The organism is Paenibacillus sp. NPDC058071 (genome assembly GCF_042885235.1).
Lineage (GTDB): Bacteria > Bacillota > Bacilli > Paenibacillales > Paenibacillaceae > Pristimantibacillus.
Genome location: NZ_JBHVSK010000007.1, coordinates 122,603 through 143,338, shown reverse-complemented (window position 1 = coordinate 143,338; position 20,736 = coordinate 122,603). Strand labels below are relative to the sequence as shown.

General features: G+C 54.1%; 22 protein-coding genes and 1 riboswitch. Of the genes, 1 reads left to right on the top strand and 21 read right to left on the bottom strand.

Annotation, left to right across the window (positions count from 1 at the left end; genetic code table 11):
* Positions 1-9: 9 nt before the first annotated feature.
* The 19 genes from ACFVTB_RS13925 to ald form a co-directional block, all read right to left on the bottom strand.
* Entirely contained in the window at positions 10-1,278 is a 1,269-nt protein-coding gene (locus ACFVTB_RS13925; protein WP_387749786.1) for a bifunctional 3,4-dihydroxy-2-butanone-4-phosphate synthase/GTP cyclohydrolase II, read from the bottom strand.
* A 33-nt stretch (positions 1,279-1,311) separates the two neighbouring features.
* The gene (gene ribE, locus ACFVTB_RS13920) at positions 1,312-1,998 is read right to left on the bottom strand and encodes a riboflavin synthase (protein ID WP_387749783.1); all 687 of its coding nucleotides are present in this window, start codon (positions 1,996-1,998) and stop codon (positions 1,312-1,314) included.
* A 12-nt stretch (positions 1,999-2,010) separates the two neighbouring features.
* Positions 2,011-3,117 carry a bifunctional diaminohydroxyphosphoribosylaminopyrimidine deaminase/5-amino-6-(5-phosphoribosylamino)uracil reductase RibD gene (gene ribD / locus ACFVTB_RS13915; protein ID WP_387749781.1) on the bottom strand — a complete coding sequence of 369 codons (1,107 nt, stop codon included), beginning with the start codon at positions 3,115-3,117 and terminating at the stop codon, positions 2,011-2,013.
* Positions 3,118-3,287: 170 nt separating this feature from the next.
* Positions 3,288-3,497: riboswitch (FMN riboswitch) on the bottom strand.
* 31 nt (positions 3,498-3,528) lie between these two features.
* Positions 3,529-3,960, bottom strand: coding sequence for a peptidylprolyl isomerase (locus tag ACFVTB_RS13910; protein ID WP_387749778.1), 432 nt, complete (start codon positions 3,958-3,960; stop codon positions 3,529-3,531).
* Positions 3,961-4,014: 54 nt separating this feature from the next.
* A complete protein-coding gene (lysA, locus tag ACFVTB_RS13905; protein WP_387749775.1) occupies positions 4,015-5,346 on the bottom strand; it encodes a diaminopimelate decarboxylase in 1,332 nt (443 codons plus the stop codon).
* 138 nt (positions 5,347-5,484) lie between these two features.
* Complete coding sequence (locus tag ACFVTB_RS13900) at positions 5,485-7,173, bottom strand: spore germination protein (RefSeq protein ID WP_387749773.1); 1,689 nt, start codon at positions 7,171-7,173, stop codon at positions 5,485-5,487.
* Positions 7,174-7,204: 31 nt separating this feature from the next.
* Positions 7,205-7,642 carry a stage V sporulation protein AB gene (locus ACFVTB_RS13895; protein WP_387749770.1) on the bottom strand — a complete coding sequence of 146 codons (438 nt, stop codon included), beginning with the start codon at positions 7,640-7,642 and terminating at the stop codon, positions 7,205-7,207.
* A complete protein-coding gene (locus ACFVTB_RS13890) occupies positions 7,626-8,276 on the bottom strand; it encodes a stage V sporulation protein AA (RefSeq protein ID WP_387749767.1) in 651 nt (216 codons plus the stop codon). The genes ACFVTB_RS13895 and ACFVTB_RS13890 overlap by 17 nt, the downstream gene beginning before the upstream one ends.
* A gap of 110 nt (positions 8,277-8,386) precedes the next feature.
* Positions 8,387-9,142, bottom strand: a complete 756-nt coding sequence (sigF, locus tag ACFVTB_RS13885) for an RNA polymerase sporulation sigma factor SigF (RefSeq protein ID WP_387749765.1) — start codon at positions 9,140-9,142, stop codon at positions 8,387-8,389.
* A gap of 19 nt (positions 9,143-9,161) precedes the next feature.
* Positions 9,162-9,590, bottom strand: a complete 429-nt coding sequence (gene spoIIAB / locus ACFVTB_RS13880) for an anti-sigma F factor (protein WP_387750182.1) — start codon at positions 9,588-9,590, stop codon at positions 9,162-9,164.
* A gap of 23 nt (positions 9,591-9,613) precedes the next feature.
* Entirely contained in the window at positions 9,614-9,967 is a 354-nt protein-coding gene (spoIIAA, locus tag ACFVTB_RS13875) for an anti-sigma F factor antagonist (RefSeq protein ID WP_387749762.1), read from the bottom strand.
* A 141-nt stretch (positions 9,968-10,108) separates the two neighbouring features.
* Positions 10,109-11,290 carry a D-alanyl-D-alanine carboxypeptidase family protein gene (locus ACFVTB_RS13870; RefSeq protein WP_387749759.1) on the bottom strand — a complete coding sequence of 394 codons (1,182 nt, stop codon included), beginning with the start codon at positions 11,288-11,290 and terminating at the stop codon, positions 10,109-10,111.
* Between the two features lie 221 nt (positions 11,291-11,511).
* Positions 11,512-12,861 carry a pyrimidine-nucleoside phosphorylase gene (locus ACFVTB_RS13865; RefSeq protein ID WP_387749756.1) on the bottom strand — a complete coding sequence of 450 codons (1,350 nt, stop codon included), beginning with the start codon at positions 12,859-12,861 and terminating at the stop codon, positions 11,512-11,514.
* Positions 12,862-12,888: 27 nt separating this feature from the next.
* Positions 12,889-13,065, bottom strand: coding sequence for an aspartyl-phosphate phosphatase Spo0E family protein (locus ACFVTB_RS13860; protein ID WP_387749753.1), 177 nt, complete (start codon positions 13,063-13,065; stop codon positions 12,889-12,891).
* Between the two features lie 171 nt (positions 13,066-13,236).
* Positions 13,237-14,067 (bottom strand): purine-nucleoside phosphorylase, encoded by an 831-nt coding sequence (locus ACFVTB_RS13855; RefSeq protein ID WP_387749750.1) that lies wholly within the window; start codon positions 14,065-14,067, stop codon positions 13,237-13,239.
* A 38-nt stretch (positions 14,068-14,105) separates the two neighbouring features.
* Positions 14,106-15,287, bottom strand: coding sequence for a phosphopentomutase (gene deoB, locus ACFVTB_RS13850; RefSeq protein WP_387749747.1), 1,182 nt, complete (start codon positions 15,285-15,287; stop codon positions 14,106-14,108).
* A 68-nt stretch (positions 15,288-15,355) separates the two neighbouring features.
* A complete protein-coding gene (gene xerD / locus ACFVTB_RS13845; RefSeq protein ID WP_387749744.1) occupies positions 15,356-16,252 on the bottom strand; it encodes a site-specific tyrosine recombinase XerD in 897 nt (298 codons plus the stop codon).
* Between the two features lie 153 nt (positions 16,253-16,405).
* Positions 16,406-16,639 (bottom strand): DUF4227 family protein, encoded by a 234-nt coding sequence (locus ACFVTB_RS13840; RefSeq protein WP_387749741.1) that lies wholly within the window; start codon positions 16,637-16,639, stop codon positions 16,406-16,408.
* Positions 16,640-16,725: 86 nt separating this feature from the next.
* Entirely contained in the window at positions 16,726-17,868 is a 1,143-nt protein-coding gene (ald, locus tag ACFVTB_RS13835) for an alanine dehydrogenase (protein ID WP_387749738.1), read from the bottom strand.
* Between the two features lie 214 nt (positions 17,869-18,082).
* On the opposite strand from ald, the gene ACFVTB_RS13830 reads away from it, so the two are divergent.
* Positions 18,083-19,273, top strand: a complete 1,191-nt coding sequence (locus tag ACFVTB_RS13830) for a S8 family peptidase (RefSeq protein WP_387749736.1) — start codon at positions 18,083-18,085, stop codon at positions 19,271-19,273.
* Positions 19,274-19,320: 47 nt separating this feature from the next.
* On the opposite strand, the gene fur is transcribed toward ACFVTB_RS13830, so the two are convergent.
* Together fur and spoIIM are read right to left on the bottom strand one after the other, a co-directional pair.
* The gene (gene fur / locus ACFVTB_RS13825) at positions 19,321-19,782 is read right to left on the bottom strand and encodes a ferric iron uptake transcriptional regulator (RefSeq protein ID WP_387749733.1); all 462 of its coding nucleotides are present in this window, start codon (positions 19,780-19,782) and stop codon (positions 19,321-19,323) included.
* A gap of 92 nt (positions 19,783-19,874) precedes the next feature.
* Positions 19,875-20,576: a stage II sporulation protein M gene (gene spoIIM, locus ACFVTB_RS13820; RefSeq protein ID WP_387749730.1), complete on the bottom strand. Its 702-nt coding sequence runs from the start codon at positions 20,574-20,576 to the stop codon at positions 19,875-19,877.
* Between the last annotated feature and the right edge of the window lie 160 nt (positions 20,577-20,736).

Below are 20,736 nucleotides of genomic sequence, written 5' to 3'. Positions count from 1 at the left end.
TAAGTTTGGTTATTGCTGATCCTGGTCTTCAAAACGAAGCAGGTGACCCAACTTCGACTTTTTCGTGCGCAAATAATTCGCGTTGTCGGCGCTTTCTTGCATTTGAATCGGGACGCGCTCGACCACTTCAATTCCATGGCCTTCCAGTCCTTTAATTTTGCGGGGGTTGTTCGTCAACAGGCGCATTTTACGAACGCCCAAATCTTTTAGAATCTGTGCTCCTATTCCATAATCGCGAAGATCGGGTGCGAATCCCAGCTTCAGATTAGCGTCCACTGTATCAAGTCCTTGCTCCTGCAGCGCGTACGCTTTCAGCTTATTGACGAGTCCGATGCCCCGTCCTTCTTGACGCATGTACAGCAAAATGCCGGAGCCTTCCTCGTCGATTTGCTTAAGTGCCGCTTCCAGCTGCGGTCCACAGTCGCATCTATGCGAGTGGAATACATCGCCCGTCAAGCACTCGGAATGAACGCGAACGAGCACCGGTTTCGATGGGTCGATTTCTCCCTTTACAAGCGCGACATGCTCCTTATCGTCCACTTCATTCGTAAAGGCCACGGCGCGAAAGAGACCGAAGTCTGTTGGAAGATTCACATCGACAACCCGCTCTACAAGCTTTTCTTTCTCGTTGCGGTATTGAATCATGCTCTGAATAGTAATTAGCTTCAATTGATGTTTTCGCTTGAATTCCGCCAAATGCGGCAAGCGCGCCATCGTACCGTCTTCGTTAATAATTTCGCAAATGACGCCGGATGGATAAGCATCGCACATGCGGGCCAGATCAATTGCCGCCTCGGTATGTCCAGCGCGCCTCAGAACGCCGCCATCTTTGGCAATGAGTGGAAAAATATGGCCGGGTCTGCGATAATCGGACGATTTCGTCGCACCATCAATCAGCGATTTGACTGTCAGCGAACGCTCATAAGCGGAAATGCCTGTCGTCGTCTCGATATGATCGACCGAAACGGTAAATGCCGTGCCGTGGTTGTCGGTATTTTGCGCAACCATTGGCGGCAATTCCAACTCTTCAGCGCGTTCTTGCGTAATCGGCACGCAGACGAGCCCGCGCGCTTCGGTAATCATAAAGTTAATGACCTCTGGCGTCGCTTTCTCGGAGAGCGCGATCAGATCGCCCTCATTTTCGCGGTCCTCGTCGTCTACGACGATAATTGGCTTTCCTGCTTTCAGATCGGCAAGCGCTTCTTCAACCGAATCGAAGATAGCCAATTGTCCGTCCGAATGTCCTTGCTCTTGTTCTTGCTGTTGATGCTGTTCCATTGCAATCCCTCCTATCTCTCTTCTTTATCTGCTTTATAGAAAACCGTTTTCGCTTAGAAAGGCGGCGGACAAACGCGAGCTCTTGCCGGTCGATGGGGAGCTGCCCTGTCTGCTTGCCGCCCCAGAACGTCCGTAATGCAACAAATGATCGACGTACTTTCCGATTACGTCGCATTCGATATTAACCGTTTCGCCCGGTTTTTTATCGAGCAGCGCCGTCTCGCTTAACGTATGCGGGATGACCGATACGGCAAACCCCGATGCGTCGGTATCGACGACCGTCAAGCTAATGCCGTCGATCGTAACCGAGCCTTTTGGAATGACGTAACGAAGCATCTCGTTATCGGTTAATTGTATGCCGAATACTACTGCGTTTGCGTCTTTGCTGCGGCTTGCGATAACGCCGGTGCCGTCGACATGTCCTTGCACGATATGACCGCCAAAGCGGCCGCCCGCTGCCATCGCCCGTTCCAAGTTAACGGGCTGACCGGGCTTCAACCGATGCAAATTCGACTTCCGGTACGTCTCCGGCATGACATCCGCCTCGAAGTGATGCGGGCCAAATGCGACGACTGTCAAACAAACGCCGTTGACCGAAATGCTGTCGCCTAACGCCACTCCTTCCGTGACGACGGAAGCGCCGACGGTGAGTACGAGCGCCTCTCCTTGCTTAACCGTTTTGCGCAGGACGCCGACTTCCTCAATAAGACCGGTAAACATCGGGCATTCCTCCTATTCGTTGCGATAGGCCGGATAACCGGCAATTACGATATCTTCGCCCGCCGTCTCGACGGTCACTTGCTTCAGCTCAATTGCCTGCGACATTTTCTCAAAGCCTTCGAACGTAAAGGTGCCGGGCGCCTCTGCGCCGCCAATAATTTTAGTCGCCATGTGCAGAACGATCTTGTCAATCAAGCCCGCGGTCAGCATGGCGCCATTTAGCTTGCCGCCGCCTTCGAGCAAGATTGAACCGATCTCCAGCTCGCCGAGCTTTCGTATCGCCTTGTTCAGATCGACCTCATTTCCTTCGCCGCACGTAAGGACCTCCACTCCGGCGGCGGACAACTGCGCAGCCTTTTCCGAATCCGCTGCCGCCGTCGTCAGAACAATCGTTCTAACCGACCGGTCCGTAACGACTCTTGCGCTTAGCGACAGTCGCAGCCGGCTGTCCACAATGATCCGTACCGGATCGATCGCGGGCACTTGCGCTCGCGTCGTCAGCAACGGATCATCGGCAAGAACCGTTCCGATCCCGACCATAATCGCTTCGTGCTGATGGCGGAGCGTGTGCACCTGCTCTCTTGCCGCCGCGCCGGTTACCCATCGGCTATCGCCCGTCTTCGAGGCGATTTTGCCGTCCAGCGTACTGGCCGTCTTCAAGGTGACGAAGGGCAGCTTCGTCGTAATATATTTGTTGAACCTCTCATTCATGCTGCGGGACCGTTCTTCCAGCAAGCCGACTTCTACCTCAATGCCGGCTTCGCGCAAACGGGAAATGCCTCTTCCGGCTACTTGCGGATTCGGGTCGGTCGTCGCCACGACGACTCTCGCCGCTTTCGCGTCGATAATCCGTTCGCAGCATGGCGGCGTCTTCCCAAAGTGGCTGCAAGGCTCCAGCGTCACATAGACAGTTGAGCCTTCCGCCTCGTCTCCCGCCATCTGCAGCGCATGAACTTCGGCGTGTCCGGTTCCCCTTTTCAAATGGGTGCCAATGCCGATAATTCGCCCTTCTTTTACAACAACGCAGCCGACAACCGGATTAATGCCGGTTTGCCCAGCTGCTTTTGCCGCCATATCTAGCGCTAGGCTCATATAATACGAATCGTTAATAACTTCCATAAACGCAAAAACACCCCTATCGGCGTCATAGAGCCAACGGGGCGCAGGTGAATTGGATTCACTTCGGAACAAAAATAAAGCAATTGAAACAGACCTAAACTAGCCTGCCTCACTTTGTGAAAATGAGCACAAGCAAATAAAGGTTCATATCCAACCTTTTTTTCCGAATGTGACTCCTTCTCCCATCCAGACTATACTGTCGGTCCCGGATTCGCACCAGGTCCACCGCTCCGTTCGCCGCCGTGCGCTAGTGCGCTCCAGCCGCGATCAGATCGGGTCACGGACTGACGAACGACGCCGGAGCCCGGGGTTGTCCCCTTGCCTCCGCACGCCGTCCGATCACCGCCGGTTGGGAATTTCACCCTGCCCCGAAGGATCACAACTTACTTTAATATAGTGCCTATCTTATCATTAAACGTCGTAAACTTCAACCTTTTCCATCTTGTCGCGTCCTTGAAACGCGTCAACATGCTCCATGCCTTTGCTCACTTTGCCGAAAACGGTATGTTGACCGTCCAGGTGCGGCTGAGGCTGGTAAGCGATATAGAACTGGCTGCCGCCAGTGTTACGGCCAGCATGCGCCATTGCAAGGCTTCCGCGCTCATGCTTGTTCGGGTTAATCTCGCAGTTGATCGTGTAACCTGGGCCGCCGGTTCCAGAGCCGTTAGGGCATCCGCCTTGCGCGACGAAACCTGGAATGACACGGTGGAACGTCAAGCCGTTGTAAAAGCCCTCGCTTGCGAGCTTTTCAAAGTTTGCAACCGTATTGGGAGCATCTTGGTCGAACAGGTCGATAAGAACCTCTCCGCCGTTAGCGAGCGATATTTTTGCTTGTTTTGCCATGAATGAACATCAACCTTTCTGCATTGAATATCTATACGTTACCAAATTTCGCCCTTACTTCGCAAGCGGAGCTTTGCTAAGGCGTGCAGGGATGACGTCATTGCTCACGATATTTTCCAGCGATTCGCGCTTCACGACAAGATCCGCTTGACCGTCTTTGACGAAAACGACAGCTGGACGGCGAATGCGATTGTAGTTGCTTGCCATCGCGTAGTTGTAAGCGCCTGTGCAGAATACGGCCAGCAGATCGCCGATATTCGCTTTCGGCAGCTCCAGATCGATAATGAGCTTGTCGCCGCTTTCGCAAGCTTTGCCCGCGATCGTTACCGTCTCTTCGTTCGCTTCGTTCGCGCGGTTAGCCAAAATCGCCTCGTAACGCGATTGGTACAGCGCCGGACGCGGATTGTCGGTCATGCCGCCGTCAACTGCGATATATTTGCGCACGCCAGGGATATCCTTCGTTGTGCCGACCGTATAAAGCGTCGTGCCAGCGTCGCCGACCATGCTGCGGCCCGGCTCAACCCAAATTTCAGGCAATGGGAAGTTAGCCGCTGTGAAGTTGGTAATAATAGCGTCGGTAATCGCGCCGACATATTTCGAAACCGGCAGTGGCGTGTCGCCTTCTACATAACGAATGCCGAAGCCGCCGCCGAGATTGATAACCTTGAACGTCAAGCCGAGCTCATCACGGATTTGCACCGCAAATTCCGCTACTTTGTCTACCGCTGCGCGGAAGCCGTCCACTTCGAAAATTTGCGAGCCGATGTGCGAGTGAACGCCCAGAACATCGAGATTAGCGAGCTTAATTGCTTCGGAAATCGCTTGCTTCGCCGCACCGTTCGCCAGGTCGAAACCGAATTTAGAATCTTGTTGGCCAGTCGAAATGTACTCATGCGTATGCGCTTCAACGCCCGGAGTGATGCGAAGCAAAATTTTAACCGTCTGGCCCTTCTCCGCCGCGAGGGCGTTCAACAGGTGCAGCTCGGTGAAATTGTCGACAACGAAGCAGCCGATGCCCGCTTCAAGCGCCGTATTGATTTCTTCCGGCGTCTTATTGTTGCCGTGGAAATGAATGCGCTCTGCCGGGAAGCCGGCTTGCAGCGCCGTATACAGCTCGCCGTCGGATACGACGTCAAGCGACAGTCCTTCTTGCTCGGCAATAACGCACATTGCCATAACGCTGAACGCTTTGCTCGCATAAGCGACCTGGAATTTCAGACCCGACGCTTTGAACGCTTCCACATACTCGGAAGCGCGCTGGCGCACAAGCGCCTCGTCGACAATATAAAGCGGCGTGCCGAATTGTTGCGCGAGCTCAGTCGTGTCGACGCCGCCGATTTCCAGATGCCCTTGGGCATTTACTTTACTAGTTCCATGCAAATACATTTGATATATCCCCTTTTCTCCCTCTATCTGCAGCAGATAGACTATAAATGATTACGATTCGCTCAATATTGACAGTATATCGCAATCTAACGGATAGAGAAATGGATAATTCAACAATTGATTTGCATTATTATCGTATTAATCGGTTCGCGGCATTTTATCGCGCTGCTGTGGACGGAGCAGATTTGGCCTCGTCCGATTCTTAAGAACAGGCTGACGTACGATAATATTCCATACCGCACGCGGATCGAACGGAATAAACGGCCACATGTACGGACGGTTGAAGGAGCGCTGCATGCTGAGCATCATAATGACCGCCGTCGTCGCAATGACGAAGCCCGGCACCCTGAACGCCGCCACGACGATAATCAGCAGCAGACGCACAATTCGGTTCGCCAGTCCAAGCTCATAGCTGGGCGTAGCGAACATGCCAATCGCGGCAATGGCCATATACAAGATGACCTCGTTGATAAAGAAACCGGTTTTGACCGCAATGTCGCCGATCATTATAGCCGCTACCAATGACATGGCCGTCGCCAACGTGCTTGGCGTATGTACCGACGCGAGACGCATGAGATCGACGCCGACCTCTACCATCAAAAATTGCAGGACGAGCGGCAGTTTGCCTGTCTCCTGCGGTCCCAGCACGTTCAAAGCTGCTGGCTTCAATTCCGGGTAAAGCACGAACATGAGCCAAAGCGGCAGCAAAAACAGCGAGGCGAAGATGCCGATAAAACGCACCCATCGCAGGTAGGTGCCGATAAACGGCGTCTGCCGGTTTTCCTCCGCATGCTGGACCAGGTCGAAGAAGGTCGTAGGCAAAATCATAACCGAAGGCGATGTATCGACAAATACGGCTACCGCTCCTTCCAGCAAATGGGCGGACACGACGTCCGGCCTTTCGGAATAGCGGACGAGCGGATACGGATTCCACCCCCGTTGAACGGTTGCTTCCTCCAACTGCTTGTCGGCCAGCGGCAGGCCGTCGACGTGGACCATTTTGATTTTATCCTTAATCGATTCCACCAATTCCTTGTCAGCCAAATCGTCAATATAGGCGACGCAAATGTCGGTTTGCGTCCGCTCGCCAACCTTCAGTAGCTCGTATCTGAGCTGCGGATCGCGCAGCCGTCTGCGAACGAGCGAAATGTTGACCATCAACGTCTCAGTAAAACCGTCCCTGCTGCCTCTTACGACCCGCTCGATTGTCGGCTCGTCCGGTCCACGCGAAGGAAAGTTTTTGGCGTCGATAATGAGCGCTGTCGTCTCTTTGTCGATCAGAAACGCCGTGTCGCCAGAGAGCACGCTCGTCAGCATTTTATTCCATTCCGTAACCGGACTCACTTGCGAGGCCGGCACATAATGGTTGAAAAAATCGTGGAACGCATCCGCTGACAAATCTTCCGCCTGCAAGTAGGTGAGCCGTTTGATAATGTCGGTGAGCAACAAACCCATCGACAGGCCATTCATGAAGAAAAAGGCTGCTCTACGTCCGCCGAATACCATTTCCCGGACGACGACGTCGAAGCTGACGCCGTAGCCAACCTCGTTGCGAAGCCGTTCCAGCACATCGTCCAGCCGGTCCGGTATGCCGGCATCGGCCCCGGAGGCGGAATTTGACGAACTGGAAGACGACTTCCGGTTCCGGTCCTTCGTTTTGCGCGGCGGCTGCCATTCCGTCGTTCCTTCTGGCGGCCAATTCTCCTCAGCCGATGAAAATCCAGTCTCCTCATTTAGCCTCTCTAACGGCACATAGCTTGCCGGCGGAGCCCCTTCGTTGCCTTGCGACTCACCTTGTTCCTTCTCGCGATCCCTCATGCTGTCCATCCTTTCTTCTGCTTGTTGGTTTCGCTGCCCGCTACCACTGGAATACGAGCCAGTCGAACAAGGAGCCCAGCGTCTTGCCGAGCACCATCGCCATCACGAGCGACACCATATATTTTGATAAGTTCATCCGTTTGGCCAAGATAGGCAGCACGTTCATCACCTCGGTTAGAGCAGCGGCAAGCATACCGACGAAAATGCCGTCCAGCAGGCCGATTGCAATAAGCGGGAACTGACCGGGAATGGAAATCTCCCAGTCGAGAAAATCGGCAAACGACCAGTAGACCGATCCGAACGTCACCGCCGTCTCGAACCAAGGCGACTGGCGGTACGCCCTTCCCAGCTGCGCCAGCCTCGGAATGAGGTCGAGCACGATAAGAAGCGCGACCAGTCCGCTGCCGACCGCAAGTCCCCCGGACACGCCCAGCAGCACAATGAACAGATTGCCCGCCCATTCAATCCACATGGCCATCCGCTCCTTCGTTGCGGTCGTTCATCTTGCGCATCTCGTCGGCGATAACGTAGGCGTTCACATTTTCCTGGTACGTATACAGCTCTACTTCGAGCGGATTCGGCTCTTCATTGAACCTTTTGCGGAACAAATGGTTAAAGAACAAAATCATCCCGAGCCCAATGCCGAACGAATACGGAATTTGGAACCAGAGCGGATGCTCTGTTCGTTTGCCCGTAATCAGCTCGACGATTCGAATATGAACCTCCTTCATGCTGACGTCGGTATGGAAGTTCATGATCGCCAAGCCCGCGCCGAAAAATAGAAGCAGCCAGGCTAATAAAAGAACGGCGATTCGCGGCTTGACTGCCTTCTCGGCCACCATCACAAGCACTTGCGGATCGCCGTACGCTTCGACAGTCAAACCGGGCTCAGCCGTCCTAATCTTCTTCACGACTTGCAGCAAATCGATTACGACGCGATTGCCATCCGCTTTCGCATGCTTATAAAGGACGATAGAGCCGAGCCGTTCCTCCTGCTCCTCGCTTGTACCGAGCAGCCTCGCGGCTTGCTGAAGCGTCACTTCTTTGCCGGGCTTAATGTATATTCTTTTTTTCAGACGCAGATAGAAGGCCGACTCTCGCGATGCGTCCATCTGACATCATTCCTAACGTGTGGGATGGGTCATGCTTCCCGTTTAGTATGGTAAAAGGGCGAGGCGGATAGTCATGCATACCAAGGTAATAAACGGAAAAGACCAAATCGCTATTGAGCGATTTGGTCTCGGATGGACTGCAATATTTTTTTCTCGAGGCGGGATACCTGCACTTGTGAAATACCAAGCCTGCTTGCTACCTCGGACTGAGTCTTATCCCGGTAATACCGCAAATAGACGATCAACCGCTCGCGCTCGCTAAGTCCTTCGATCGCTTCGACCAGCGCCAGCTTATCAAACCACTTCTCTTGCGAATCATCGGCAATCTGGTCCATCAGCGTGATCGGGTCGCCGTCGTTCTCGAACACCGTCTCGTGAATGGACGTCGGCGGCTTATTCGCCTCCTGCGCGAATACGACATCCTCCGGCGTAATGCCAAGCCGTTCAGCCACTTCGCTGATCGTAGGAAGCCGGCCAAGCGTCTTGGACAGCTCATCCTTCATCTTCCGCACCTTGTTGGCTGTCTCCTTGAGCGAGCGGCTCACTTTCAGCGTGCCGTCGTCACGCAGGAACCGCTGTATTTCTCCAATAATCATCGGTACCGCGTACGTCGAAAATTTCACATCGTAGGACAGATCGAACTTATCGACCGATTTCAGCAGCCCGATACAGCCGATCTGAAACAGGTCCTCAGGCTCGTATCCGCGGTTAATAAACCGTTGAACGACCGACCACACCAGCCTGATATTGCACTGCACGAGCGTGTCTCTTGCCAAAGTATCGCCGGATTGGCTTAACGCGATGAGGCGTTTCACCTCGGCATCATCTAAGTACGGCTGAGCCGTTTGCTTCAAATCGACATCCATGAGGTTCAACCCCTATGCGCTAGTTGTACAGCGCTTTTTTCGATTCGATTCGTTTCAGCATCTCGACGCGTGTACCCGCGTTAAGCTTACTGACGACCTCGAAACGGTCCATGAAATTTTCCATAATCGTAAAACCCATTCCCGAGCGTTCCATTTCCGGTTTGGACGTATAGAGCGGCTGTCTCGCGAGCTCCAAGTCTTCGATGCCGCGACCGCGGTCGCTTACCGTGATAGAGACGGCGTCGCCTTCGATCCACGCTTCGATCTTCACTTTTCCGGAAGCGTCGCCGTCGTAGCCGTGAATGATCGCATTCGTTACCGCTTCGGATACTGCCGTTTTCAAATCATTCAGCTCATCCAGCGTCGGATCCAGCTGGGAAACGAAAGCCGCGATCGCCACCCGGGCGAAGCTTTCATTCTCCGAGCGGGCGCTGAATTCGAGCGTCATTTCGTTCTTTTCGTTCCGTCCGTTCACGATACCACCTCCAAACTTAATAACGCGGACCGCTCATTGTCATACATCTCCAAAATTTTGAATAAGCCTGACATCTCGAGCAGCCGGTATACGTTCGGATTGACGCCGCAGACGACCATTTTGCCGCCCTTGCCCTTCACCTGCTTATACCTGCCCAATATGACGCCGAGCCCCGAGCTGTCCATAAACTGCAGCTCCTTCAAGCTGAGGACGATATGATTGCTCGTTCCTCTGGCGATTGCTTCCTCCATCTTATACCGCACGACATCGGCTGTATGATGGTCGAGCTCGCCTCGCAGACGGACAATCAATACGTTACGGTGTTGCTCCAATTCGGCTTGCAATGTCATCGTCGCAGTTCCACTCCTTTAAGCAATCGCATTTGGATAGACCTAGCATTTCTCCAAATAGCGGCGGCTTTCCTGCTTGGCGACAAAACTAGAAGCAAACGGCTAGAAGGCGACATTTTACGCGTCTGTTAACGAGCTGATCTATGTGAACAAGCCGTGGAAGGAACGCTTCAGCAGCTTCCACCATCCTGCCCGCTCGATTAGCTGCGGCGAATCAACCGGGAATTCCTTGAGCACTTGATCGCCTTGATAAACGATCAGTTTGCCGATCGGCTGGCCGGCCTTCACCGGCGCCTTCAACGGCTCAAGCTGCAGCTCATGGCGAATGTCGGTCGTCGGTGTTCCTTTTTTGAGCAGCACGCTGTAATTGTGGCTTGCAACGAGCGGAAGCTCCGCTTGCGCGCCCTTCTCGATCCGCGCCGTGCCCATCGCGTCGCCTTCTTTAAAGATCGGATGCGTCATATATTGCGCAAAGGCGAAATCGAACATTTGCGCTACTTCATTGTTGCGCGTCTTCGTGTTCGGCTCGCCCATCACTACCGCTACGACGCGCAAATTGTCTCGTTTGGCCGTAGCCGAAAGACAAAACTTGGCTTCGTTCGTAAAGCCCGTTTTCAGTCCGTCGGCGCCGCTGTAGAAACGAACCAGCTTGTTCGTATTGACAAGCCAGAACGGCTTCTCCGACGATTTGCGCAAATAGTCCTGATAGAGTCCGGTATAGTTCGTAATTTCCGAATGTTTGAGCAGTTCTTTCGACATAACTGCAATGTCATGGGCGGACGTATAATGTTCGGCGGTAGGGAGCCCGTTACAGTTCGCAAAATGTGTATTTTGCAAACCTAGTTCCTTCGCCTTCTCGTTCATTCTGGCAACGAACTGCTGCTCTGACCCCGCAAGCTTTTCCGCCATTGCCACCGACGCGTCATTGCCGGAAGCAAGCGCAATCCCTTTAATCATTTCGTCTACCGTCATTTCTTCTCCGGGCTCTAGAAAAATTTGCGAGCCTCCCATCGATGCGGCATATTCGCTTGCTTGCACTTTGTCGGTCAGCTTGATTACGCCATTATCGAGCGACTCCATAATGAGCAGCATCGTCATTACTTTTGTAATGCTGGCGGGCGGAAGCTTGTCATGACTGTTTTTCTCGAAAATAATCGTACCGCTATCGGCGTCCATTAGAATGGCCGAACGGGCTGAAGGGGCGAGATCGACCGTCGTCCCGGACGAACCGGGTGGACTCTTTTCTTCGGCAAATGCACCGTTCGGCAGCGCCAATGCGACTGCAGCGGCTAGAATAAACAGCTTGGTACCTTTTCTTCTCATGTGGCAAGTCCCTCCAAAGATGATGTGCCTGCGGTATCGATCGTCCAGGTCCGCAATTCGGCTAGTTTTCTCCCCATCAGTCTGGTCATTTTTGCCGGCATTTATTCCACACGTTTCCAATTGTCAAAAAAGAAAAAGGCGTCCGCCGTCATCCCCCCGAATGACGCGAACACCTTCTATTCTCATTTTTTCGCCTATGCGGCGTACCGTATTTCGTTAGTCTAATCCGTTTGTACAGCAGCTCCGCAGCGCTCGATGCCGTCAGCCGTAACAACGGACAGCAGCAGCGGCCTGTCAGCGGGGCGTTCCGCGGAGAAGCGGTACGCTTCGATGACCTTCGCCTTCGCTTCGGAGGCAGCCGAGCCGTCCTGTCTTGCATGCAGAGTGGCAATCGTCTCGCCTTCCGTGACCGGATCTCCGATTTTTTTACGAATCGTAATGCCGACCGCATAATCGATCGCATCGTCCTTCGTCGCTCTGCCGGCTCCCAGCAGCATCGCCGCCACGCCCAGACGCTCGGCGTCGATCTTCGCAACGAAGCCGCTCGCCGCCGCCTTTACCTCGATTGCTAGAGGAGCAGTTGGCAGCCTGTTCGGCTCGTCCGCAATCGAAGCGTCGCCGCCTTGCGCTGCAACGAATTGCTTGAACTTCGCCAACGCTTCGCCATTGTCGAGCTGCTTACGCAGCAAAGCTTCGGCTTCCTCTACGGAACTCGCTTTGCCTCCAAGCACCGCCATGTGCGCGCTCAGCGTCAAGCATAACGAGGTCAAATCATCGGGGCCTTGCCCCTTAAGCGTCGCAACAGCCTCAGCCACTTCCAGCGCATTGCCGATCGCAAAGCCCAGCGGCTGATCCATGTCGCTGATGATCGCGGCCGTACGGCGGCCAACCTGCGTTCCGATGTCGACCATCGCCTGTGCAAGCCGTTCCGCATCATCCAGCGTTTTCATGAAAGCGCCGCTGCCGGTCTTCACGTCCAAGACGATCGCATCGGCGCCCGCGGCAATTTTCTTGCTCATGACGGAGCTGGCGATAAGCGGGATCGATTCGACTGTTGCCGTCACGTCTCGCAGCGCATACAGTTTTTTGTCGGCCGGCGCCAGATTGCCGCTCTGTCCGATGACCGACAGTCCGATCTCGTTCACTTGGTTCAGAAACGTATCCCGCGACAGCTCCGTTCGAAAGCCTTCGATCGCTTCAAGCTTGTCAATCGTTCCGCCCGTATGCCCAAGGCCGCGTCCCGACATTTTCGCCACGGGCACGCCGATCGATGCGACAAGCGGCCCGATGATCAACGTCGTTTTGTCGCCGACGCCGCCGGTGCTGTGCTTGTCCACCTTGACGCCCGCTATGGGGGCCAGATCGACCTGGTCGCCCGAATTCGCCATTGCCAGCGTCAGCGCGGCCGTCTCTGCAGCGGTCATGCCGCGAAACAGCACGGCCATCGCCCATGCCGACATTTGATAATCCGGAATTTCACCTTCGCAATAACCGTCAATTATAAAGGTAAGCTCGGAGGCCGTTAGCTCGCCCCCGTCTCGTTTTTTATGGATTACGTCTACCGCGCGCATTCCCGTCACTCCTGTCCTAAGGGCTTGTTATTTCCGCCAACGCCGCTGTTCTTCCTGCACCCTTACGATAAGGACGTCCAGCGATTGGCTGAGCTGCAGCACTTCGCCGTTCTGAAACGTCTTTTGCACGAGAAAGCTTTCTACCATCTTATCGCGCAATTGCTCCATCTCCAGACGCAACTGCTTGTCCATTGTTCCATTCACCGCTATTTCACTCCATCACTCTATGGTCATGGACATTATACGACGATGGTCGCAAAAAATAATGTCAGAATACGTCGAGGTTTTGTTACAGTTTAGTTACAGTTTAGTTACAATAATATTACAATAGATGATAATTTCTCTGCTTAACGTTCACTAACCGGCCCGTTCGCCTTAAAATAACGGAATAACGGCTTTAACCAAACCTAAAAATTGCGATTTAACCCGCTCCGTCGTCTCGATAACTTCCTGATGCGACAGCGGCTGGTCCAATATTCCCGACGCCATATTGCTGATGCAGGAAATGCCCAGCACTTCGATTCCGGCATGTCTAGCCGTAATCACTTCGGCAACGGTCGACATGCCGACCGCATCCGCGCCGAGTACGCGAAGCATGCGGATTTCCGCCGGCGTCTCGTAGGTCGGTCCGAGCAGCCCCGCATAGACGCCCTCACGGACGGTCAGCCCAAGCTTGGCGGCCGTCTCTTTCGCTGCGTTTCTAAGCCGTTTGCTATACGCCTCCGACATATCCGGGAAACGGACGCCCAACGCATCGTCATTCGGGCCGATTAACGGATTTTTGCCCGTCAAATTGATATGGTCCGATATAAGCATCAAATCACCCGGCTCATAGCCGGTGTTGACGCCGCCCGCCGCATTCGTCACAAGCATCGAACCGACGCCTAACGCTTTCATGACACGCACAGGAAATGCGGTCAGCTCAGGTCCGTAGCCTTCGTACATATGAAATCTTCCGCGCATCAGCACGACGGGTCTGCCTGCAAGCGTGCCGATCAGCAGTTCGCCGGCATGCCCTTCGACCGTGGATATAGGGAAATGTGGAATATCGCGATAATCAATCGTTTCCGCATTCTCAAGATGATCGCCCAGCACGCCGAGCCCGGAGCCCATAATCAGACCAATCTCTGGTTTCAGACTTGTTCTTCCGGCGATGTAAGCCGCCGCCTCCTGGATATGTATCGCCGTAATCGGATTTGCGCTCATTGTTCCAACCTCCATAATTCGGATTCTAAATTAATAACCTACTGCGGCAGCAATGAAAGAAAGCTTGTTCCGTTCGAAGGCAGCTTGACGCCGAAGTTGTCGGCAATCGTCGCACCGAGATCGGAGAAGGTATTGCGGATTCCAAGCGAGACCGTCTTGCCAAACGCTGGACTGTACAGCAGCAGCGGTACGTATTCGCGCGTATGGTCCGTCCCTGGATGAGTCGGGTCATTGCCATGGTCAGCCGTTATTACGAGCAAATCACGTTCCCCGATCCGCTTCTCCAGCTCCGGTACAGCGCGGTCGAACTCCTCAAGCGCAGCCGCATACCCTGCGGGATCTCTGCGATGGCCGTACAAGGAGTCAAAATCGACAAGATTAGTGAACAGCAATCCTCGAAACGGACGATCGAGCGCTTCAATCGTTTTGACAATTCCGTCCGCATTGCTCTTCGTTGGGGAAGAAGACGATAGCCCTTCTCCGTCGAAAATATCGTAGATCTTGCCGATGGACAGCGTCTCGAAACCGCCGTTAGCCAGCTCGTCCAGCACGGTCGGCTCTGGGGGCTTAACCGCATAATCGTGACGGTTAGGCGTCCGTTTGAACGCACCTGGAGAGCCGACATAAGGTCTAGCGATGACTCTGCCAACAGCATAGCGCTCGTCCATTGTCAGCTCCCTCGCAATTTCGCAGCCCCGATACAGCTCCTCTAGCGGAATAATATCCTCATGCGCCGCGATTTGAAAGACGCTGTCAGCTGAGGTATACACGATCCATGCTCCGCTTTCCATCTGTTTCGCGCCGAGCTCGTCCAATATTTCCGTTCCGCTCGCCGGCTTGTTCCCAATTACCTTACGGCCGGTCCGCTCCTCGAAAGCATCGATAAGCTCAGCTGGAAACCCTTCCGGAAAGGTTTGAAAAGGAACCGTAACGTTCAGCCCCATCAACTCCCAATGACCGGTCATCGTATCCTTGCCGACTGACGTTTCGGCCATCTTGCCGTAGCAGGCGGCCGCGTCGCCATCAGCTGGCTGCCAATTTCCGAGAGGCGCGATCCGGTCCAGACCCATACGACGCAAATTCGGCAGTTCCATGTTCGGTACGCGATTGAGAATATGCCCCAGCGTATGGGAACCTGCGTCTCCGAATTTGTCTGCGTCCGGCAGTTCTCCTATACCGACGCTGTCCAACACGATTACCGCAATGCGTTCAAATCTCATATAGCCATCTCCCTCCGGTTGTGCGGCTTTTGCCGCATTCTGTATATAGTTGTCGCTTAGAGTGTTCGCTAAGCCCTTGGATGGGCGTTTGAATAGGCATCCTTCAAACGGATTTTGGCCAGCTTCGTGTAGCGCTGCGTCGTAGAGACGTCGGCGTGGCCGAGCAGTTCCTGAACGGCGCGCACGTCCGCTCCATTTTCCAGCAAATGCGAAGCAAAGGAATGCCGCAGTGTGTGAGGCGTAATCTCCTCATCGATGCCCGCTTCCTTCGCGTACTTTTTAATCATTTTCCAAAAGCCTTGTCTTGTCATTCGCGTACCGAGCAAATTCAAAAACAAAGCGTTGCCATCTGCGCCGGACGACGGTTTGATCAACATCTCTCTCGCTTGCTCCAAATAGGGCTCCAGCGCAGCCCTCGCCATTTTGCCGAACGGAATAATTCGTTCCTTCATATCGCCGCTGACGCAACGGACGAATCCGAGCTGCATATTGACGCTGTCCGTATTGAGCGAGATCAGCTCCGATACCCGAATGCCTGTCGCATAGAGCAGCTCCAGCATCGCTTTGTCGCGAATGCCGGCGTGCGTTGCCGCCTTCGGCGTATCGAGCAGCAGTCCCGCCTTTTCCACCGACAATACGGATGGCTCGCGCTTTTCCGGCTTTGGCGATGCGATCGACCTGGCCGGATTTTGCACGATCTGCCCTTCGTCGGCTAGGTAATGGAAAAAGGCGCGGATTGAAACAAGATGCCGGGACAACGTCGATGACTTGCGCCCGCTCTCTTTCAATTGCACCAAATAATGCGACAAATGATGTCTCTGTACGTCGGCCGGCAGCGATACGGCATGCTTGTCCAAATAATCGACCAATCCGTACAAGTCGCGGCCGTATGACTCCAGCGTATTGCTGGACAACGCCTTCTCGGCCGATAAAAATCGAAGAAAAGATTGAACATCTGCTTTCATCGCAATCCCTTTCATTCTATCTGCATCGAACGCGGCTTCCGATCTGACGGAAGCCCCGCAGACAATATGCGGAAGTACTTTCCTACCCTATAGCGTATTCCACATACGGCCCGCCAAATCCTGCTTTGATTCGAAATTGTCGAATGAGCTCGACTACTCGCCATACCAATAAAACAAACGAAGCCGGTCCGTTATGCTGCCTTTTCCAGGGAGCAGCGGCTCGCTTTGAAAAACTTTCAGCGCCTCGCCCTTCGGCTTTTTATAAGGATGAATCGGCGACACGGCATCCGCCAGCAACCGGTAGCCTCCGGTTACGATAAACAGCAAAAGCGCAAACAATATGACGAACAGCAATCTGCTCAGCCACCTTCGCAGCGATACGACCATTTTGCGCGCCTCCTCCCGATTGGACGGGCTCAAAGCCCGTCCGTATCAACTTATGAAGGAGAAGGTCCGATTATGACGCCGGCCAATCACCGATCAAGCGTCTCGTAGTCGATCGCATCCAGCAGCCTCTCGATTGGCGTATGCGCGGTTCCCGTCGCCTCCGCTACTTGAAGATGGGTCACAAAGCCAGCATGCGTGTTAACCCCTTTTTGCAGCGGCACGCTTTGGCGAATCGCCTGCAATCCTCGGTTGGCAAGATCGAGCGTATAAGGGATGGTCGCGTTTGTGAGAGCGAAAGTTGAAGTCCGCGGCACCGCTCCTGGAATGTTGGCAACCGCGTAATGAATGACGCCATGTTTGATATAAACGGGGTCCTTATGGGTTGTCGGCCGGTCAACGGTCTCGATTGAGCCGCCCTGATCAACGGCAACGTCGACGATAACCGAACCTTTTTTCATCGTTTGCACCATAGCCTCTGTTACGAGATGCGGCGCTTTTGCTCCCGGTATAAGCACAGCCCCGATCAACAAATCGGCGCGAGCCGCCGCCTCCGCGAGGTGATATGGAGTAGACATGACCGTTCGCAGCCGTCCGGCAAAAATATCGTCCAAATAACGCATTCGATCCGCACTCCGTTCCAGAATCGAAACGTTTGCTCCCATCCCGAGCGCAATTTTAGCCGCATTCGTGCCGACGATGCCGCCGCCCACGATGACCACCTCCGCCGGGGGAACTCCCGGTACGCCGCCCAGCAGTACGCCGCGCCCGCCGTTAAACGATTCAAGAAATTGCGAACCAACCTGAACGCTCATTCGTCCGGCCACCTCGCTCATCGGCGTCAGCAGCGGCAGGCTGCCGTTCACCAGTTGGACCGTCTCATAAGCAATCGCTGTTACTTTGTGCCGCACAAGCGCTTCCGTCAACTCAGGAGCAGCCGCCAAATGCAAATAAGTAAACAGCAGCAGCCCCTCGCGAAAGAAACCAAACTCCTCCGGCAGCGGCTCTTTTACTTTCATAATGAGGTCTGCTCGCTTCCATACCGATTCCGCGGACGGCTCGATATCGGCTCCTTCACGCACGTAATCCCGGTCCTCGAAACCGCTTCCTTCTCCTGCAAGTGTCTCCACAATTACCTCATGGCCCGCTGCTTTCAGCATCGTGACGCCTGCCGGCGTCAAAGCTACCCGATACTCGCTCGCTTTTCTCTCCTTCGGTACGCCCACGATCATGCCGTTTCATGCCTCCTATCGATTGTCTTACTATGGTTTATGTCCGTATTCGTCCATTTGCCAATCTATCCCGCCGTGATGCTTATCGTCTCTTTTTTCGCAAAAAAATATGTGCCTGCAAAGGCTCAAGTCCAGTCCGAGCCGCTTTGTCCTCCCATAAACTGAACAGATTGCGATAAAACGCTTTTCCGTTCGGCGACAAGGAGGAATCGCGATGCCACAACTGGAATCGATACTCAAAATCCATTCCCGCAACGGCCCGTCCAAACATACTGTTCGCAAGCTGATTACATTTAAGACGGGCAGCAGCTATAAACAATGTCTAGCCTCCCTGCTTGCAAGCGGAATTCGGCCCTTCAAGCGCATTCCGGGAAGTCGGATGATCGGCTGCCATTTCGACAAAAGGCTCTCCGCCATGACAGTCAACCGGCACCCGAAAATCCTTCGGGTCGAGCAGGACAATCGAGTGGCGATGCATGCGCTCCACGCCCCCCTTGTTCGCAGTAAAAGGAGAGAGCCAAAGCGCAGAGTGAAAACAAAAAACATCCCTCTTCTCTCCACTGAAGTCGCCAGTCCTGCCAATCTGACATGGAACTTATGTGCCGTTCAAGCTCCGGAGGCATGGAGAAAAACGAAGGGCTCTCCGATCAAGGTGGCAGTCATCGATACAGGAATCGCCCCTCATCCCGATTTGCGCATTGCAGGCGGCATTAATACGATTAACGGAGGCAGCTACGCCGACGATAACGGGCATGGCACCCATGTGGCCGGCATCGCCGCCGCCAAAGGTTTGAAATCGGTGAAAGGCGTAGCTCCTGAGGTTCAGCTTTACTCCGTCAAAGCGCTGGACAACACTGGAGCGGGTTATGTCTCGGATATTATCGACGGGATTGAATGGTGTATCCGCAACCGGATACAGGTCATTAATATGAGCTTTGGAATCGTAAGCGGAGTGGAAAGCAAAGGATTGCATGAAGTGATTAAAAAAGCGGTAAGCCGGGGTATCGTCATTATCGCCTCAGCAGGCAATTCCGGACCGGATACGACTGTCATCGACGAGCCTGCCTGTTACCCCGAGACGATCGCTGTCGCTGCGACGACGCAAGTGAATCGGATCGCAAGCTTCAGCAGCAGAGGCGAAGGCATCGATCTGGCAGCCCCAGGCAACGCGATCCGCTCGACTTGGCTAAAGGGCGGGTATAGAACCGTCTCAGGCACTAGTATGGCGACTCCTCACACAACCGGCGGAGTGGCATTACTGCTCGCCGCTTCGCCGTCGCTAACCCCGTCGCAAATACGCGCCAAGCTTCGACAATGGGCGCAAAGGCTGGACGGGGCGCCGGTGACCGCTCAAGGCTCCGGCCTGCTGCAGCTCGGTAAAATTGGAGAGTCCCAGCTGCAATAAAACGCCAAAACGGCTTGCCGTCCAGTATAGCTGGGCAGCGAAGCCGTTTATTGTTCATCGTTTTTGTCATTTTTCGCATGACAGCGATGGCAAATGCCTTGGAAATCAAGCCGGTGATCCAGCACCGTAAATCCGTACTCCTGCTCCAGCCGTTCTTCGAGCGGCAGCAGCCAGTCTTCCTTGATTTCGTCCATTGCGCCGCACTGTACGCAGATCAGGTGATGGTGATGATGCTTGCTGCTGTCGGTCCGAAGATCGTAGCGGGCTACGCCGTCACCGAAATTCAGCTTCTCCACCACATGCATTTCGCTAAGGAGCTCCAATGTCCGATACACCGTTGCGAGACCGATTTCCGGGGCCTTGTCCCTAACGAGCATGAACACATCCTCTGCGCTTAAATGGTCGTCCTCGTTCTCGAGCAATACTCGAACTGTTGCCTCACGCTGCGGGGTTAATTTGTAGCCCTGCGACTGCAACTGTTGTTTGATCTTCTCAATCCGGGCTTCCATGATTTCCCCCCTACTACATGTCTGCGCCAATAACCGGAAAGGTTTGCTTTTATTATAGGGGTTAATTGCCGAGAAAGTCAAACATTTTGGCGTTAGACGGCAGCGTCGGCGGAGGCCAGCATCGGCGCAAGCCATTGCATCAGAGCGGGAGAAAGATACGCTTCAAGCAGCGCCGCTCCCGCGAGCACGAACAGCATGAGCACAGCAGTCGAGGTAAAGGCAGCCAACTGCGGAGCGAGCGTACCCCGCTGCAGGATCAGCCTGTTTTTAATGACGTAAGCGGAAAAGGTAATCGCGGCCACGCTCGTCGCCATTATCGCCGGTACGACGATTAAATTATGCGGCGCGACGGACACAAGCGAAAACAGCAGGCCTTTCCAAGCGTACTGGTTAATGAGCGTGCCAATCGAAAACCCGACCAGCGCGCCTTTCAAGAAGTCGAGCGCCAGCACGAACGGCAGGCCGACGACCGTTATACCAAGCAGCCAAAGCAGCAGCAGCCATTTTCCATGAAACAGGAACCGGTCCCAGAACGAATGGGCTTCGTCAACCGCGATGCCGTTGCTCATCAATTGGATGTACTGGTTCATATCCGCAGCGAGGTTTTGCTGCTGCTCCAGCGTCAGCGCGTTGACCATCAAGCCGCCGAATACAGCACCGACGACAAATAAAACGGCGACAAAAATATAAAGCGTATAATGATTTCTGCCTTGGGGCTGCAGTATCGGCGCTTGCAAGGGAAGCACGCTCCTCTCCGAAATCGGGCGGCGGCCTTGAAGCATCTTTTGCTGCATCGGTCCGCCTCCGCTCTTTGAGACAAGTATATGAAGCTCGTCCGGCCCATATGACGGCGCGTTCCGGCTTGAGCGCCTCCGCAGTACATAATTCTCTTCTGTTACCGGATAGCGCTCAGCAGCATTGGCGGGTGATACAAGCGCCTCCGTCCCTTTACCT

Coding starts and splice junctions, on each gene's coding strand:
- ACFVTB_RS13855 (WP_387749750.1), bottom strand. CDS start 14,067: ATGAGCGCAAATCCGATTACGGCGATACATATCCAGGAGGCGGCGGCT.
- ACFVTB_RS13895 (WP_387749770.1), bottom strand. CDS start 7,642: ATGGCCATGTGGATTGAATGGGCGGGCAATCTGTTCATTGTGCTGCTG.
- ribD (WP_387749781.1), bottom strand. CDS start 3,117: ATGGAAGTTATTAACGATTCGTATTATATGAGCCTAGCGCTAGATATG.
- ACFVTB_RS13870 (WP_387749759.1), bottom strand. CDS start 11,290: ATGAGAAGAAAAGGTACCAAGCTGTTTATTCTAGCCGCTGCAGTCGCA.
- ribE (WP_387749783.1), bottom strand. CDS start 1,998: ATGTTTACCGGTCTTATTGAGGAAGTCGGCGTCCTGCGCAAAACGGTT.
- ACFVTB_RS13890 (WP_387749767.1), bottom strand. CDS start 8,276: ATGGACGCATCGCGAGAGTCGGCCTTCTATCTGCGTCTGAAAAAAAGA.
- sigF (WP_387749765.1), bottom strand. CDS start 9,142: ATGGATGTCGATTTGAAGCAAACGGCTCAGCCGTACTTAGATGATGCC.
- ACFVTB_RS13840 (WP_387749741.1), bottom strand. CDS start 16,639: ATGGTCGTATCGCTGCGAAGGTGGCTGAGCAGATTGCTGTTCGTCATA.
- spoIIM (WP_387749730.1), bottom strand. CDS start 20,576: ATGCAGCAAAAGATGCTTCAAGGCCGCCGCCCGATTTCGGAGAGGAGC.
- ald (WP_387749738.1), bottom strand. CDS start 17,868: ATGATCGTGGGCGTACCGAAGGAGAGAAAAGCGAGCGAGTATCGGGTA.
- ACFVTB_RS13865 (WP_387749756.1), bottom strand. CDS start 12,861: ATGCGCGCGGTAGACGTAATCCATAAAAAACGAGACGGGGGCGAGCTA.
- xerD (WP_387749744.1), bottom strand. CDS start 16,252: ATGAAAGCAGATGTTCAATCTTTTCTTCGATTTTTATCGGCCGAGAAG.
- lysA (WP_387749775.1), bottom strand. CDS start 5,346: ATGTATTTGCATGGAACTAGTAAAGTAAATGCCCAAGGGCATCTGGAA.
- deoB (WP_387749747.1), bottom strand. CDS start 15,287: ATGAGATTTGAACGCATTGCGGTAATCGTGTTGGACAGCGTCGGTATA.
- ACFVTB_RS13910 (WP_387749778.1), bottom strand. CDS start 3,960: ATGGCAAAACAAGCAAAAATATCGCTCGCTAACGGCGGAGAGGTTCTT.
- ACFVTB_RS13925 (WP_387749786.1), bottom strand. CDS start 1,278: ATGGAACAGCATCAACAGCAAGAACAAGAGCAAGGACATTCGGACGGA.
- ACFVTB_RS13830 (WP_387749736.1), top strand. CDS start 18,083: ATGCCACAACTGGAATCGATACTCAAAATCCATTCCCGCAACGGCCCG.
- spoIIAB (WP_387750182.1), bottom strand. CDS start 9,590: ATGACGCTCGAATTCAGCGCCCGCTCGGAGAATGAAAGCTTCGCCCGG.
- fur (WP_387749733.1), bottom strand. CDS start 19,782: ATGGAAGCCCGGATTGAGAAGATCAAACAACAGTTGCAGTCGCAGGGC.
- spoIIAA (WP_387749762.1), bottom strand. CDS start 9,967: ATGACATTGCAAGCCGAATTGGAGCAACACCGTAACGTATTGATTGTC.
- ACFVTB_RS13900 (WP_387749773.1), bottom strand. CDS start 7,173: ATGGACAGCATGAGGGATCGCGAGAAGGAACAAGGTGAGTCGCAAGGC.